The sequence below is a fragment of the Nocardiopsis sp. Huas11 genome, from assembly GCF_003634495.1.
Taxonomy (GTDB): domain Bacteria; phylum Actinomycetota; class Actinomycetes; order Streptosporangiales; family Streptosporangiaceae; genus Nocardiopsis.
Window position 1 is genome coordinate 1,146,641 of the sequence record NZ_RBKY01000001.1, and the last position, 15,326, is coordinate 1,161,966.

Genomic DNA, 15,326 nt, shown 5'->3' on the forward strand with positions numbered 1-15,326 from the left:
GCACCACCCCCCACCCGTCGCCCACCACCGCCCGGGGGCGCCGCGCGAGGGACGGGCCACCCTCAACCGACGCCTCCGGCGCAACACCCCCCACCGTCGCCCACCGTCGCCCACCACCGCCGCACGGCCGCCCGCGCACGCGGCGGGGCCCGTCGGGGCGACGGGCCCCGCCGCCGTCCGGCTCAGCCGGGCTCGGGGACGGCCGCGATGAGCGCGGCCAGCCCGTCCGCGTCGAGCAGGTCCGCCGGACGCACGGTCTGGCCGGCGCCGACGTAGTGGAAGGCCGCGCGCACGTCCTCCAGGCCGACTCCGGCCAGGTCCGACCACGCCAGCCGGTAGGCGGCCAGCTGGACGCCCACCGCCCGGCGCTCGACGTCGTTGCCGGGCGGACGTCCGGTCTTCCAGTCGACGACGTCGTAGGTGCCGCTCCCGGCGTCGTGGAAGACCGCGTCCATCCGGCCGCGGATCAGGCGGTCGCCGATGACCGTCTCGAAGGGCACCTCCACCTCGGCGGGGGTCCGCGCCCCCCATTCGCTCTCCTCGAAGCGCCGCTGGAGCTCGGCGAGGTCCTCGTCCTCGCCCGCGGTCTCGTCGGCGGCGCCGGGCAGCTCGTCCAGGAGCGTGGCCTCGTGGCCGAAGCGCCGCTCCAGCCACGTGTGGAAGGCGGTGCCCCGGCGGGTGTGCGGGGCGGGCGGGCGCGGCAGCGGACGCCGGATCTGGCGGGCGAGCGCCGCCGGATCGCGGGCCAGCCACACCATGGACGACACCGACAGGTGCGCGGGCAGCTCGACCTGGATCGGCCCCTCCCCCGGGCCGGCCGCCTCCTGGTGGCGGTGCGCCAGGAGCAGCTCGGTGTCGCGCTCCCAGCCCTGGAGGCGGCGGCGCAGGCCGGCCGGGGGCTGCGCGCTCCGCTCCGACTCCCCCGCCAGCAGGTGCGCCCGGGCCCGCTCGACCATCTCGGCGCCGGCGGCGATCTGCGCCCGCCGGGCCGCACGCGGATCGGGTCGCGCCTCGGGGCCGTCCGGGTCCTCGGCGCCGGCCCCGTCGCCCGGCACGTCCGCGTCGGTGTGCTCCACCGGCGGCCACACGGCGGTGTCGTCCTGCGCCTCGTGCGGGTTGGTCGCCTCGGGGTCCGGCGGCGGGGCCCAGCGGGCCACGGAGCCGGAGCCCTCCTCGCACGCCCGCCGGATCTCCTCCAGGAACGCGGAGGGGCCGCGCGGGGTGGTGCCGGTCCGGCCCCACCAGTGCCCGGTGCACACCAGCGCGAAGGACGCGCGGGTCACGGCGACGTAGGCCAGCCTGCGCTCCTCCATGAGGTGGCGGGCCTCCTCCTGCTCCTTGAACGCCGCGATGTCGTCCTTGCCGACCCCGCGCAGGACCGGCAGGCTCGCCCGGTCGCCGCGCAGCGGGTAGGGCAGCAGGCGGTCGGCCTTGACCCACGCGAACGCGTCGCGGGCCTTGGCGGGGAACAGCGGCGCCTTCGCGCCCGCGCTCACCCCCGGCACGATGACGACCGGCCACTGCAGGCCCTTGGCGCCGTGCATCGTCATGAGCTTGACGCTGTCGGAGCCGCCCACGCGCTCGCCGGGCGCCAGTCCGCTCTCGTTCTCCTCGGCCGCGTTCAGGTAGCTCAGGAAGCCGCCGAGCGTGGGGTCCTCGCTGTTGCCGACGAACCGGACGGCGTGGTCGACGAACGCGTCCAGGTCGGCCCGCGCCGAGAGCGGGTCGCGCCCCGAGCGCGCCCCCACCTCGATGTCCAGTCCCAGCATCCGCTCGATCTCGGTGACCAGGTCGGGGAGCGGCTGACCGACGAGCTTGCGCAGGGCCCGCAGCTCCTCGGCCAGGAGCCCGAGGCGCTCGTAGGCGGTGGGCGAGTAGTTCTCGGCCGGCCCGGGATCGTCCACGGCGTCGACGAGGCTGCCGCTCTCCGCGGTCAGGTCCAGGACGGTCCGCCGCAGCAGGTCCTCCCCCGCGTCGTCACCGGGCGCCTCCGGCGCGGCCGCACCGGTGAGGTCGCGCCGGGTGTGCCGGGCCAGCTCCGCCGCGCGCGCACCCAGGGCGGCCAGGTCACGCGGTCCTATCCGCCACCGGGGCCCGGTCAGCAGGCGGGCCAGCTCGTTGCCGGCGGAGGCGTCGTGGACCACGCGCATGGTGGCGATGATGTCGCGGACCTCGGGTACGAGCATGAGGCCCCCCAGCCCCACGACCTCCACCGGGATGTCCAGCGCCTCCAGTGCCTCGCGCAGCGGCGGGAACTGCGCCCGCTTGCGGCACAGGATCGCGATGTCGCCGGGGCTGGTCCCGCCGTCCTCCGCTCCGCCGGTCTCCCCCCGCGGCCAGTCGAGGAAGTCCGGCGCGGTGTGCGCGCTGCCGGGCTCGCCGGGTTCGGCGTGCACGAGGCTGTACACCTGGTCGGCGATCCAGGCGGCCTCCTCGGTCTCGGTGTGGAACAGCGCGGTGACGGTGGTGCCGCGGCCGCGCCGGGCCGGACCGGGGTGCAGCACGGGCACGTCCCGGGCCTCGGCCCGCAACGGCTCGGCGATGCGCGCGGCCACCCCGAGGATCCGCTCGCCGTTGCGGAAGCTCGTGGACAGGCGGCGGACCGGCGCGGGGCGGCCGGGGCCGGCCGGGAAGTCGGTGGGAAAGCGCGTGAGGTTGGCCGCGATGGCGCCGCGCCACCCGTAGATGGACTGGCAGGGGTCGCCGACCGCCGTGACCGCGTGGCCGTCGCCGAACAGCGACCGCAGCAGGACCAGCTGGGCGTGGCTGGTGTCCTGGTATTCGTCCAGGAGCACCACGCGGTACCGGCCGCGCTCGATCAGCCCGACCTCGGGGTGGTGCTCGGCGATGCGCGCGGCCAGCGCCATCTGGTCGCCGAAGTCCATCGCCTCGCGCACGTGCTTGGCGTGGTCGTAGCGCTCCACGAGCGGCAGGAGCTGCTCCCTGCGCCGCTGGGCGTCGACGAGGTCGCGGGTGTCCTTCGTCGGCTTCTTGGGCAGCGCGTCCACGCCCGTCTGGATCCACCGGCCGATGCCCCGCACCTGGTCGGTGGTGGTGAGGTGGTCGGCGATCTCGCCCGACAGGTGCAGGACCCGCTGGATGACGGTGTCGGCTCCCACGGTGATGAGGTCCATGGGGCCGTCGTACTCGCCGACCACGCGGGCGGCGAGCTGCCACGACTGGCCCTCGCTGAGCAGGCGGGCGGTGGGCTCGACCGCCTCGCGCAGGGCGTGGTCGGCGACGATGCGCCCGGCGTAGGCGTTGTACGTGGACACCGTCGGCTCGCCGTCCAGCAGCTCCTCGGGGAACTGCTCGGTGGCGCGCAGCTGCTCCAGTCGCTTGCGGACGCGTTCGGCGAGCTCGGCGGTGGCCTTGCGGGTGAAGGTCAGGCCGAGCACGTGCTCGGGGCGCACCAGCCCGTTGGCGACCAGCCAGACCACGCGCGAGGCCATGGTCTCGCTCTTGCCGGAGCCGGCCCCGGCGATGACCACGCCCGGCTCCAGGGGCGCGGAGATCACCTCGGCCTGTTCCGCGGTCGGTTCGGGCTGTCCGAGCAGGCGGGCCAGCTCGGGCGGGGAGAAGCGGGGCAGGGGCGGCCGCTCGGCGGCTTCCTCGGGTTCAGACATGTCGGCCCTCGTCCTGGACCGGGCAGCAGGCGCGCACGGCGCACGACCTGCAGCCCATGTTGCGGGTGGCGGTGAAGCGGGAGCCTCCCATACCGGTGGCGACCTCGCGCACCAGGTCCTCGGCCCAGCGGGGGTCGGGGTCCTCGCCCAGGGGCGGTTGCGGCTGTTCCCGCACCCTGTTGGAGAACGCGGCCCCGCCGACCTGGACGAGGGAGGCGCCGCCGGGTTCGGTGAGGCCGAGCTTGGCGAAGGCGCCCTTGAGCACGGCCATCTGGTAGACCCCGAGCTGGGGGTGGCGGGCCAGGTCGTCCGCCTTGGCGGCGCCGGTCTTGATGTCGACGACCACGGCACGGCCCTGGTCGTCGCGTTCGAGCCGGTCGACGCGGCCGGTGATCTCGATCCCGCCGACGTCGACCTTGAAGCCCTCCTCGGTCACGACGAGTTCGCGGTCGTTGGAGGCGTCCCACGCCACGAGCTTGCGGACCATCTCGTCGGCCCGCTCGCGCTGCTTGTCGGACTGCCAGGGCCCGCCGAAGTCCAGGTCGGACCAGATCTCGTCCATGCGCTCGCCGATCTCGTCGGCGCCGCTGCCCTGGGCCACCAGGACGGCCACGGCGTGCACGACCGTGCCCAGAGCGGAGGCGGAGTCGCCGGAGGAGGCGCCCGCGGCGCGCTCCAGCAGCCAGCGCAGCTGGCAGTTGGTGAAGCTGTCCACCTGGGAGGGCGAGACGCGGATGGTGTCCTCCTCCCCCGCCAGCGGGCCCTCGTCGGTGAAGGGGGTCAGCGCGTACCACTCGGAGGGGTCGGCGCCGCGCACGCCCTCCTCGGCCAGGCGGGCCAGGTGGTCGGCGGCGGCCTCCCGCAGGGGCTCGGGCGCCTTGGGATCGGTGACCACCGAGCGCAGGTCGGCCACGAGCGCGGGCAGGGAGAGCCAGCGGCGGCCGGTGTTGACCGGCTCGGGGTCGCCCGTGCCCATCTCGGCCAGGAAGCGGGAGGGGCGCTCGTCGGTGTCCTCGCCGCCCACGGCGGTGACCACGAGGGTGCGGCGGGCCCGGGTCAGGGCCACGTAGAAGAGCCGGCGCTCCTCGTGCAGGAGCTTGGAGGCGAGTGCGGCGCCGGAGGAGTCGGCGGCGTGCACGTCGGCGTCCACGAGCTCTTCGACGCCGAGCAGGGAGCCGCGCAGCCGCAGGTCGGGCCACTCCCCCTCCTGGACGCCGGCGACCACGACCAGGTCCCACTCCAGGCCCTTGGCGCGGTGCGCGGTGAGGATCCGCACGGCCTCGCCCTCCGGCGCGCGCTCGGCGAGGCTGTCGCCCGGGATCTCCTGGGCGGCCAGGTCCTCCAGGAACCCGGCGGGGGCGCCGGGCGGCAGGCGGTCGCAGTAGCGGGCGGCGCTCTCGAAGAGCGCGACCACGGCGTCGAGGTCGCGGTCGGCTGCGGCGCCCCGGCGCCCCCCGGCCAGGCTGGCGCGCAGGAGGCGGTCGGAGAGCCCGCTGTCGCGCCACAGCTCCCACAGGACCTGTTCGGCGTCGGCGCCCTTGGCGGCGAGTGTGCCCACGGTGCGCAGCGCCGCGGCGACCCGGGTGGCGGGCGCGGCGACCTCGGGGTCGACCAGGGCCAGTTCGCGGGGGTCGCGCAGGGCGTCCACGAGCAGTTGGGCGGAGGGCCGGTAGCCGCCGTCGCCCTCGCGGGCGCGGTCCAGGTCCAGACGGCGCAGGGCGCGCAGCAGACGGCGCAGCCGCACGGAGTCGGCCTCGCCGAAAGGGCTGGTGAGCAGCTCGCGGGCGGCCTCGTCGTCGAGCCGGTCCGGGTCGAGTCCGTAGCGGATGAGCGCGAGCAGGGGCCGCACGATGGGTTCGGCGGCCACCGGGAGGTCGTCCGAGCCCACGACCACCGGCACCGAGGCGGCGGTCAGGGCGCGGCGCAGGACCGGCAGCTGGCGGGCGGAGGAGCGCACGAGGACGGCCATGTCCGACCACGGCACGCCGTCGACCAGGTGCGCGCGGCGCAGGGTGTCGGCGATGACCGCCGCCTCCTGGGTGGTGCTCTCCGCCAGCAGGACGCGCACCTCGCCCTCGGGGACGCCGTCGGCCGGCGTGAGGTCGCGGTGCTCGTTGACGTGTCCTCCGGGCGCGGGCACGGCCGGCAGGCGGCGGGTCACGGCGCGCGAGGCGGCCAGCAGCCCGGCACCGCTGCGGCGGCAGGTGCGCAGGGCCACCACCGGGGCGGGGGCGCGCTCCCGGGTGGGGAAGCGGTGCGGGAAGTCGAGGATGTTGCCGACCTCGGCACCGCGGAAGGCGTAGATGGACTGGTCGGGGTCGCCGACGGCGATGAGGTCCCGGCCGTCCCCGGCCAGGGCGCGCAGGAGTTCCTCCTGGGCGGGGTCGGTGTCCTGGTACTCGTCGACGAACACGATCTCGTGGGCGGCCCGTTCCCGGGCCCGCACGCCGGGGTCGGAGAGCATGTTCGCCGCCACCCGCACGAGCTCGGCGTAGTTGAGCGTGGGCACGGGCGCGATGTCGAACCGGCCGGTGTAGCGGTCCAGGAAACCCGCGGCCGCCGTCCAGTCGTCGCGCTCGCGCTCGCGGCCGAGCCGGTCGAGTTCGTCGGGGCCCAGCCCGCGCTCCTGCGCGCGCATGAGGAAGTCGCGCAGCTCCTCGGCGAAGCCGCGCGTCTCCAGGGCCGGGCGCAGGCGCTCGGGCCACGCGCCGGCGCCGTCGCCGAACTCCCCGGTGAGGAGCTCGCGCACCTCCATGAGCTGTTCGGGGCCGGACAGCAGCCGGGGCGGCAGGTCGCCCATGCGCTGGAACTCGCGGCGGATGAGGGCGTAGGCGTAGCTGTGGAAGGTCAGGGCGAGCGGTTCGCGGGTGGTGCGCCGCAGCCGGGCGGTGATGCGTTCGCGCAGCTCCTGGGCGGCCTTGCGGCTGAAGGTGAGCACGAGGATCCGCGAGGGGTCCACGCCGCGCCGGTCCACGCGGTCCACGACCGCCTCGACGATGGTGGTCGTCTTGCCGGTCCCGGGGCCGGCCAGCACCAGCAGCGGTCCGCCCTCGTGGTCGACCACGCGCTGCTGGTTGACGTCCAGCACCGGTGGCGGCTGCACCTGGTGGGCGCGCCGGACGAGTCGGTACCTGGGATGTTCCACGCCTCCAGTTCACCAGAGGGCGGCGACCATCCCGGACGCACCGGGACCGCGCAGGGTCCCCCTCAGTCCCGGGAGTGCCCGTCCCATCGGGCCAGGCGCATGTCCACGCGGTCGCTGCCGGGGCGCATGGGAGTGCCCTCGGCGGCGTAGTGGGACAGCGCCCGGACCTCGTGGCCGGACGCCGGCCGCCCGTCGGAGCGCACCACCCGCCACCAGGGCACTCCCCCGCCCCAGGTGGACATCACCGTGCCGACCTGGCGCGGTCCGCCGCGCCCCACGTACTCGGCGATGTCGCCATAGCTCATCACGCGTCCGGCCGGAATGGCCTCGACCACGGCGAGGACCTCGTCGGAGTACTCGTCCGGCCCGGCCTCCCCGGCCGCTTCCCTGGGTTCGGCTGCGTTGGTCACAGCCCGCACCCTATGTGCTCGGGGCGCCTCACGCCGGGGCCTTCACTGGCCTCCAGCGCCCCGAGCACCGGGCCAAAGCGAGGAACGAGCGGAGGCCCAAAGAAAACACAGCACTACATCTGGGTGACGTGCTGGGTCCAGGCCAGCTCGGGGTCGCGACGGCGGGCCTTGGTGGCCATGACCAGCCCGTACACGCCCACTCCGGCGATGACCGCGCCGAGGATCCACGCCGACCAGGCGGCCACGGGCTCGTGCGTGAAACTCGTCGCCCACGGCAGAATGAAGGCCAGGACCCCGATCGCGATGGCCGCGATCTCGCTCGACACGGCCCCCGGTCGGGTGAGCGACAGGATCGCGGCCACGATGGCGGCCACCCCCAGCACCAGCATCGCGCCCCCGCCGAAGCCCAGCATCCCGTGCCACACGTAGCTCAGGGCAAGCGCCAGGCCGACGACGACCAGCGCCACATCCGTCCAGCGTGCTTCCTTGCGCATAGTGCCACCTCCCATCAGCGTGCCGCGCCCCTTCGGTCGCGCGGCCTCTGTCAGGACATGTACCCACTTGGACGCGCGACGGCGCCGGAGTCGCATGACTCCGGCGCCGGGAAAGCGGTTCGTCTCAAGCGCGTCTAGTAGACGGGCAGGCTCGGGTCCACCTGGTTGATCCAGGCCAGGACGCCGCCGCCCACGTGCACGGCGTCGGAGAACCCGGCGGCGTGCACCGCCGCCAGTGCCTCGGCCGAGCGCACGCCCGACTTGCAGTGCAGGACGATGCGCTTGTCCTGCGGCAGCCGCTCCAGCGCCTTGCCGTTGAGGAACTCACCCTTGGGGATGAGCACGGCGCCGGGGATGTTGACGATCTCCCACTCGTTCTTCTCGCGCACGTCCACGAGGAAGACGTCCTCGGGCTTGTTGTCGAGCAGGTCCTTGAGCTCGCCCGCGGTGATCGTGGAGCCGGCGGCGGCCTCGGTGGCCTCCTCCGACACGGCCCCGCAGAAGGCCTCGTAGTCGATGAGCTCGGTGACCGGCTCGGTGTCGGGGTCCTTGCGGACCTTGACCTCGCGCCAGGTCATCTCCAGGGCGTCGAAGATGAGCAGGCGGCCGACCAGCGGGTCACCGATGCCGGTGATCAGCTTGATGGCCTCGTTCACCATGACCGACCCGATGGAGGCGCACAGCACGCCCAGCACGCCGCCCTCGGCGCAGGAGGGCACCATCCCGGGCGGCGGGGGCTCGGGGTAGAGGTCGCGGTACTGGGGCCCGTACTCGTTCCAGAAGACGCTGACCTGGCCGTCGAAGCGGTAGATCGAACCCCACACGTACGGCTTGTTCAGCAGCACGGCGGCGTCGTTGACCAGGTAGCGGGTCGCGAAGTTGTCGGTGCCGTCCAGGATCAGGTCGTAGTCGGCGAAGATCTCCAACGCGTTGTCCGACTCCAGGCGGTCCTGGTGCAGGATCACGTTCGTGTTGGGGTTCACCTCCTTGATGCTGTCCCGGGCGGACTCGGCCTTGGGACGGCCCACGTCACTCTGGCCGTGGATGATCTGGCGCTGGAGGTTGGACTCGTCCACGACGTCGAAGTCGATGATGCCGAGCGTGCCCACACCCGCGGCGGCGAGGTAGAGCAGCGCCGGGGAGCCCAGACCGCCCGCGCCGACGACCAGCACCTTGGCGTTCTTCAGGCGCTTCTGCCCGTCCATGCCCACGTCGGGGATGATCAGGTGTCGCGAGTAGCGGCGCACCTCGTCCACGGTCAGCTCGGCGGCTGGTTCCACCAGCGGCGGCAGCGACACGGTGACTCCTCATCTCTGTCTCACGGTGCTTCGCTCCGCCCGTCCCGGAGGTGTCTCCGGGTGAGGGGTCGGGGCGCGAAGCGTGCTTTCACTGATACCCAACCTAACGGGTGGGGTATTGCATTCCCACCCCGGGGAGACCAGCGGCACACCCTGCCGCGCGCACGGTGGGCGGCAGGCCCCGCACACCCGGGCCTGCGGGTTCGTTGACGATTGGGCGCTGCCCGCGCCCAGGCTGCGCCCGCACACCCGGGCCTGCGGGTTCGTCCCGCGCGCTCTCCCGTGACGCCGCCGGGCGGGCGGGTAGTGTCGTTCGTACGCTCAGCGACGACGTGAGGAGGCCACCGTGGCACAGGACGAACGGCACGGCCGGACGAGCGGCGAGGTGGACCCCGAGGTCCCCGAGGCCGATGCGGCCGAGCAGCGCGCCCTCGCGGCCGAAGGCGAGGACGACTGGCTGTCCGCGACCGCGGAGACGCCCGCCGAGGCCGCTGAGGCCGATGTGGTGGAACAGCTGCGCGAGGCGGGCACCGACGACGAGGACGAGCGCCGCTGACCCGCGTCCGGCCCCCGGCGTCGCGGGGCGGGCGACGTCCTGCCCACTCCGAACCTACGCAGGAGTAAGATGGCAGAAAGGCTGTGGGACGGCGGGCCGAACCGAGCCGCGTCTGCACAGCACTAGCCACGCAGATGTTCGGTCATGGCGCGCATCTGCCATGCCGAGTTCGGAGGGTGTGGGTGTGACAGCTCCTTCAGACGCCCGCGCCCGGGGCACCCGTTTGCCCCGGGTCAGGCGCCGCCGCCAGCTCCTGGCCGCGGCTCAGGAGGTCTTCGTCGCCCGCGGTTACCACGCGGCCGCGATGGACGAGATCGCCGACCGCGCCGGGGTCAGCAAGCCCGTCCTGTACCAGCACTTTCCAGGCAAGCTGGAGCTCTACCTCGCCCTGTTGGAGGAGCACTCCGAGGAGCTGGTCCAAAAGCAGCGGGAGGCGTTGGAGAGCACCGACGACAACCGCCAGCGGGTGATCGCGAGCTTTCGCGCCTACTTCGACTTCGTGGCCGGCGACGGTGAGGCCTTCCGGCTCGTGTTCGAGTCGGACCTGCGCAACCTGCCCGCGGTGCGGGAGAAGAGCGAGCAGACCTTCCAGCGCTGCGCGGAGCTGATCGGCGACGTGATCCGGCAGGACACCAGCATCTCCGACGAGGAGGCGCACCTGCTGAGCATCGGCCTGGTCGGTATGGCCGAGACCAGCGCCCGCTACTGGCTCAACAACTACGGCGCCATCCCCAAGGAGGCCGCCGAGACGCTCGTCGCCCGCCTGGCCTGGCGCGGCATCAGCGGTTGGGACCTGCAGCGCACGAACGAGGAGCAGGGCTCCTAGGACCACGCACGACGCGAACCCCCGGACGCCACGGCGTCCGGGGGTTCGTGCGTTCGAGGCGAAATAGATCGGCCCGAGCGCATTGTCCAGCAATGTGAACTGTAATTCCCCCACAGTTGTCCCATGGTTCATTAAATTCAGCGTAATACGCACGAGACAGGCCCAACAAACGGTTCGAACCTCGTTCGACGGGTATCGCCGGATTGAGAAGTACGGCACTTCTCCTCGCGTATCCGCATAGGGAGCAAACGGCACCCTGTCGGAACAAGCGATTCGGGGGTGAAGACGTTATGGACATCGGTCAGGGCCTGACGACGGCCTGGGAGGCGGTCGCGAGCTTCGCGCCGCTGCTGCTCGGATTCCTGGTGATCCTGGTCATCGGTTGGATCATCGCCTGGTTCGTGGGCAAGGGGGTCGGCAAGGGCCTGCACCGCGTCGGACTGGACCGTGCTCTGCACCGCGGTGGTGTGGGCGAGTACTTCGAGCGCAGCCGGTGGAGCGCCAGCGAGCTGTGCGGAAAGATCATCTACTACGTCGGACTGTTGTTCGTGCTGACGCTCGCGTTCAACGTCTTCGGACCGAACCCGGTCAGCCAGCTGCTGAGCGACGTCATCGCCTGGATTCCGCGCGGCATCGTCGCGCTCGTGATCGTGGTGGTGACCGCGATGGTGGCCAAGGCCGTCCGCGACATCATCAGCGGCGCGCTGGGCGCGCTGTCCTACGGACCGATGCTGGCCAACATCGCCGCGGTGGCCATCCTGGCCCTCGGTGTCATCGCCGCGCTGAACCAGATGGGCGTCGGCACGACCGTGACCCTGCCGGTTCTCATCGCCGTGCTGGCCACCGTCGGCGGCATCCTGGTCGTCGGTGTCGGCGGCGGGCTCATCCGGCCGATGCAGTCCCGCTGGACCCGCTGGCTGGACATGGCCGAGCAGGAGACCTCGAAGATGACGGAGGAGGGGAGCTACCAGGCCGGCCGCGAGGCGGCCATGAGCCGGGCCGCCACCGAGCGCCAGGGGCGCGAGGAGGACGCCGCCCGAGCCGCCGGGCGGCCGCAGACCCCGGGCCGACCGCCGGTGTAGCCGGGCGCGTCGCGGGGTCGCGCGGAGCGGCCGTGGAGCAACAGAGGGCGGGGCCGCCAGGCCTCGCCCTCGTCATGTGCGTGCCCGCTACATGAACTCGGAGTCGTTCAGCTCCAGCCGGGACAGGTGCTCGATCCGGCGGAACGCCAGGACCACGGTCGCGATGATCGGAATGAAGGCCAGCCAGAAGACGATGCTTCCCGGCCCGGTGAACACCATCGACACCAGTGCCACGACGATGATCAGTACGAAAAGCGCGAAGTCGACTCGGTCCTGTTGGATCAGGACGCCGACTGGTGGGCGCGCCGCCCCATGCCGACCGCTCCTCATTCGCATTCCTTTCTCGCGGCTCCGCAGGCCGCTCCGCAAGTTCCGGCGCACGGGTCCGTTCAGAACCGGTGTGACACCGTCAATCCCAGGTCGCGTTCCGCGGGGCACGAACCAAACCGCCGAGGTATCAATGGGTCACCGATGAGTTCAGCGTACGCCCAGAGCCGGCGTTTCGCCGGAGAACCGACAGGGCGGGCGACCACGAGGAACCTCGCGTCGTGGGTCACGGCCGACCCGCGGACGTCACCAACCTAGCGGACGAAGCCCCGGTCCTTGGCCAGGCGGCAGATCGCGAGAATCCGAAGTGTCTCCCAGTCGTAGTCCACGGCTGCGGAGTCCCAACCGCGCTCCAGGCAGCCGTCGATGAAACCGTGCAGGTACGTGCCGAGCGTGTCGGCGTTGAGCTCACTCCCGGAAGAGACGATGCCGTGGCACACGTCGGCGGCGTGCTGGTCCAGCTCAGCGCCGATCCAGGGGTCGAGCGAACCGCTCAACGGGCCGATCCGGTGGAAGTCACGGGTGAGTCCGGCCAGCGGGTGGCGTACGGAGGTCCCACGGGGCATGGATGTACCTACTCGCGTGGTCAGGAGACGGGAATCGTCACCGACTATACGATGCCTTGACCAATGAATCGTCACAAAAGTGTTGAACTTGACCCCGCCTTGACGCGCGTGACGTGACGGGGCCGGTTCCGATCCGTGCGCGGATCCGCCCTGGTCCGGGGCTATTCCGCCAGGCCCATCGCCTTCAGCCGCCCGGCGTGGCGGTCCGTGAGTGAGGCGAACATCCTGCTGACCGCGGCCAGGTCGCCGAGGTCGGCGGCCTCGGCCGCCTCCCGCCCGTCCCCGGGGGCCTTCCCCGCCAGCAGCATCGCCAGTTCCGGCCGGCTCACGGCCACGGCCTGCGCCTGGCTGAGCGCCTCGCCCACCAGGCGGCGGGCCCAGAGCGACAGGCGTCCGGCCAGCTTGGGGTCCTCCTCCAGCGCGGCGCGCACCGTCTCGGCGACGAACTCGGCCCGGCCGGTCTCGGCCATCACGCCCTCGACGAGGATCCGCGTCTCCTCGTCCGCCAGCTCGGCGACCTTGCGATAGAAGTCACCCGCGATCCCGTCACCGACGTAGGTCTTGACGAGGCTCTCCAGCCAGCTCTGCGGCTCGGTCCGCTCGTGCCACAGGTCCAGCGGGGCCACGAACGGCTCCATGGCCTCCTCCGGCTCGACGCCGAGCTCCGCCAGGCGGTCGTGGAGCGCCTGGTAGTGGGCCTGCTCCGTGGCCGCGAGCGCGGCCAGCTGGCCCTTGCTCCGCAGGGACGGGGCCAGTCCCGCGTCGTCGGCGAGACGGAAGAAGGAGCCGAGCTCGGCATAGGCGAGCAGCCCGAGCAGATCGATCACGCCGGGAGGGGCGGTAGGGCCTGTGGTCATGCCCGACAGGGTAACCCCCACCCCGTCCGCACTCTGAACCGGTCACGATATGGGGACTATTCGCCGCCGCGCGGTGGTTGCACAGTCTGGGAACGGGTAGATCCACGCCGTCCACAACCCGATGAACTGCTATGTCCACACCAGGCATCACCAGCTAGACTCACGGTGATGACCGGCGTGTGCGGAGCACCATCGGGCATGGCGGCCGAGACCGCGAGAGCCCGGCGCCCCGTGAACGCGGGGGAGACCGCGAACCCTCTCGCCGTGACCGGTCCCCTCACACACGACAGAGCAGCGGATGGACCCGATCCGCGGCCGGGTACCCCTCGCGCCGCGCCGGTCCAGACGGCAGCGCCACCGAGACGTCCCGCAGGGAGCGGGCAGTCGGTGAGCCGCGCCCTCCGCGGCGGCCAGGAGCCGCTCGCGACCGCACCCCGCCGCGGCCACGCCAACGCCCGGCCCGCGCAAGATGGAGGCTTGAGCCCTGACCAGCACAGAAGTTCCTACGACCACCACCACAACGTTCCGTGATCTCGGTGTGAGCACCGAACTCGCCGACGCCCTCGAGGCCGAGGGGATCATCGAACCCTTCCCCATCCAGGAGCTCGCGCTCCCGATCGCGCTGCACGGCAGCGACATCATCGGCCAGGCGCGCACCGGCACCGGCAAGACCCTGGCCTTCGGCCTCCCGCTGCTGCAGCGGTCACAGGCCGCCCCCGGGACGTCCAAGCGCCCCCGCGCGCTCGTCGTCGTCCCCACCCGCGAGCTGGCCATCCAGGTCGCCGCGGACCTGACCACCGCGAGCAAGCGCAGCGGCACCCGCATCCTCACCGTCTACGGCGGCCGTTCCTACGAGCCGCAGATCAACGGCCTCAAGGAGGGCGTCGACGTCGTCGTCGGCACCCCGGGCCGCCTGCTGGACCTGGAGAACCAGAAGCACCTGCGCCTGGACGAGGTCTCCGCCGTCGTCCTGGACGAGGCCGACAAGATGCTCGACCTCGGCTTCCTGCCCGACATCGAGCGCATCCTCACCAGAATTCCGGTGGAGCGCCAGGTGATGCTCTTCTCGGCCACGATGCCGAGCGAGATCGTCTCGCTCTCGCGCAAGTACCTGCGCCAGCCCACCAACGTGCGCGCCGGGGACGACGACGAGATCGACGGCTCCGCCATCACCGGGACGATCACGCAGCACGCGTTCCGCACCCACCAGATGGACAAGATCGAGATGCTCTCCCGCATGCTCCAGGCCGAGGACCACGGCCAGAGCATGGTGTTCTGCCAGACCAAGCGGGCCTGCGACCGCGTGGCCGGCGACCTCAAGGAGCGCGGCTTCGCCGCCGCGGCCGTCCACGGCGACCTCGGGCAGAGCCAGCGCGAGCGCGCCCTGCGGGCCTTCCGCAACGGCAAGATCAACATCCTGGTCGCCACGGACGTGGCCGCCCGCGGGCTCGACGTGGACGACGTCACGCACGTCGTCAACTACGAGACGCCCGAGGACGAGAAGACCTACACCCACCGCATCGGCCGGACCGGCCGAGCGGGCCGCACCGGCACCGCCGTCACCTTCGTCGACTGGCGGGAGATGCCGCGGTGGAAGCTGATCAACGGTGCTCTCGACCTGCCCTTCGCCGAGCCCGAGGAGACCTACTCCACCTCGCCGCACTTCTTCGAGGCGCTCCGGATCCCCCAGGGGACCAAGGGCCGGCTCGCCGTGGACAAGCGCACGCACGCCGGTCTGGAGGCCGAGGAGGTCGAGGACATCGGTGACACCGGTGCTCCGCGCGGTGCCAAGCGCGACCGCGACCGCGACGCCAAGCGCGACCGTGGCACCGTCCAGGAGCGCGAGCCCTCCAGCGGGCGCAACCGCAACCGCTCCCGCCGCCGCACCCGCGGTGGCGAGCGATCCGTTGCGGAGACCGCCGGCGACCGGACCGCTCCGGACACGTCCCCGAAGGCGTCCTCGGCACCGGCCCGCGACTCCCGCGACAGCGCTCCCTCCGAGGAGGGCACGCGTCGGGTCCGTCGTCGCCGCCGCACCCGTGGCGGCGCCGCCAGCCGGGACCCGGAGAACACCTGACCCCCGAGGCGCCTGCCACCGGCGGGCGCCCCGGCCGACCGAACACGAGCGGGCACCGCGTG

The 15,326-nt window shown here is 72.7% G+C and carries 12 protein-coding genes; 4 read left to right on the plus strand and 8 right to left on the minus strand.

All coding sequences use genetic code 11. The features are described from left to right. Positions 1–182: 182 nt before the first annotated feature. The 5 genes from DFP74_RS05055 to moeZ form a co-directional block, all read right to left on the minus strand. Complete coding sequence (locus DFP74_RS05055; RefSeq protein ID WP_121180640.1) at positions 183–3,626, minus strand: ATP-dependent DNA helicase; 3,444 nt, start codon at positions 3,624–3,626, stop codon at positions 183–185. Further along, complete coding sequence (locus tag DFP74_RS05060; protein WP_233570808.1) at positions 3,619–6,771, minus strand: ATP-dependent DNA helicase; 3,153 nt, start codon at positions 6,769–6,771, stop codon at positions 3,619–3,621. Before DFP74_RS05060 ends, DFP74_RS05055 begins: the two co-directional genes overlap by 8 nt. Positions 6,772–6,833: 62 nt before the next feature. Beyond that, positions 6,834–7,181 carry an MGMT family protein gene (locus DFP74_RS05065; RefSeq protein ID WP_121180641.1) on the minus strand — a complete coding sequence of 116 codons (348 nt, stop codon included), beginning with the start codon at positions 7,179–7,181 and terminating at the stop codon, positions 6,834–6,836. Positions 7,182–7,294: 113 nt separating this feature from the next. Then, positions 7,295–7,675: an SPW repeat protein gene (locus DFP74_RS05070; RefSeq protein ID WP_121180642.1), complete on the minus strand. Its 381-nt coding sequence runs from the start codon at positions 7,673–7,675 to the stop codon at positions 7,295–7,297. Positions 7,676–7,809: 134 nt separating this feature from the next. Continuing rightward, complete coding sequence (gene moeZ / locus DFP74_RS05075; RefSeq protein ID WP_121180643.1) at positions 7,810–8,973, minus strand: adenylyltransferase/sulfurtransferase MoeZ; 1,164 nt, start codon at positions 8,971–8,973, stop codon at positions 7,810–7,812. A gap of 346 nt (positions 8,974–9,319) precedes the next feature. On the opposite strand from moeZ, the gene DFP74_RS05080 reads away from it, so the two are divergent. From DFP74_RS05080 to DFP74_RS05090, 3 genes are all read left to right on the plus strand, one after another. After that, positions 9,320–9,529, plus strand: a complete 210-nt coding sequence (locus tag DFP74_RS05080; RefSeq protein ID WP_121180644.1) for a hypothetical protein — start codon at positions 9,320–9,322, stop codon at positions 9,527–9,529. A gap of 184 nt (positions 9,530–9,713) precedes the next feature. Then, a complete protein-coding gene (locus tag DFP74_RS05085; RefSeq protein ID WP_121180645.1) occupies positions 9,714–10,355 on the plus strand; it encodes a TetR/AcrR family transcriptional regulator in 642 nt (213 codons plus the stop codon). A gap of 290 nt (positions 10,356–10,645) precedes the next feature. After that, the gene (locus DFP74_RS05090; protein WP_121180646.1) at positions 10,646–11,437 is read left to right on the plus strand and encodes a hypothetical protein; all 792 of its coding nucleotides are present in this window, start codon (positions 10,646–10,648) and stop codon (positions 11,435–11,437) included. A gap of 87 nt (positions 11,438–11,524) precedes the next feature. Here the strand turns inward: DFP74_RS05090 and DFP74_RS05095 are convergent, their stop codons facing one another. The 3 genes from DFP74_RS05095 to DFP74_RS05105 form a co-directional block, all read right to left on the minus strand. Continuing rightward, positions 11,525–11,767: a hypothetical protein gene (locus DFP74_RS05095; RefSeq protein ID WP_121180647.1), complete on the minus strand. Its 243-nt coding sequence runs from the start codon at positions 11,765–11,767 to the stop codon at positions 11,525–11,527. Positions 11,768–12,018: 251 nt separating this feature from the next. Next, positions 12,019–12,330: a DUF6401 family natural product biosynthesis protein gene (locus tag DFP74_RS05100; RefSeq protein WP_053618921.1), complete on the minus strand. Its 312-nt coding sequence runs from the start codon at positions 12,328–12,330 to the stop codon at positions 12,019–12,021. Between the two features lie 161 nt (positions 12,331–12,491). Next, positions 12,492–13,187 carry a ferritin-like fold-containing protein gene (locus DFP74_RS05105; protein WP_121180648.1) on the minus strand — a complete coding sequence of 232 codons (696 nt, stop codon included), beginning with the start codon at positions 13,185–13,187 and terminating at the stop codon, positions 12,492–12,494. 538 nt (positions 13,188–13,725) lie between these two features. Between DFP74_RS05105 and DFP74_RS05110 the strand changes: the two genes are divergently transcribed. Beyond that, the gene (locus DFP74_RS05110) at positions 13,726–15,264 is read left to right on the plus strand and encodes a DEAD/DEAH box helicase (RefSeq protein WP_121180649.1); all 1,539 of its coding nucleotides are present in this window, start codon (positions 13,726–13,728) and stop codon (positions 15,262–15,264) included. Positions 15,265–15,326: the final 62 nt, after the last annotated feature.

Bases quoted from the DNA above. Each gene is read 5' to 3' on its own strand.
- DFP74_RS05055 (WP_121180640.1), bottom strand. From the start codon at position 3,626: ATGTCTGAACCCGAGGAAGCCGCCGAGCGGCCGCCCCTGCCCCGCTTC.
- DFP74_RS05070 (WP_121180642.1), bottom strand. From the start codon at position 7,675: ATGCGCAAGGAAGCACGCTGGACGGATGTGGCGCTGGTCGTCGTCGGC.
- DFP74_RS05090 (WP_121180646.1), top strand. From the start codon at position 10,646: ATGGACATCGGTCAGGGCCTGACGACGGCCTGGGAGGCGGTCGCGAGC.
- DFP74_RS05095 (WP_121180647.1), bottom strand. From the start codon at position 11,767: ATGAGGAGCGGTCGGCATGGGGCGGCGCGCCCACCAGTCGGCGTCCTG.
- DFP74_RS05100 (WP_053618921.1), bottom strand. From the start codon at position 12,330: ATGCCCCGTGGGACCTCCGTACGCCACCCGCTGGCCGGACTCACCCGT.
- DFP74_RS05105 (WP_121180648.1), bottom strand. From the start codon at position 13,187: ATGACCACAGGCCCTACCGCCCCTCCCGGCGTGATCGATCTGCTCGGG.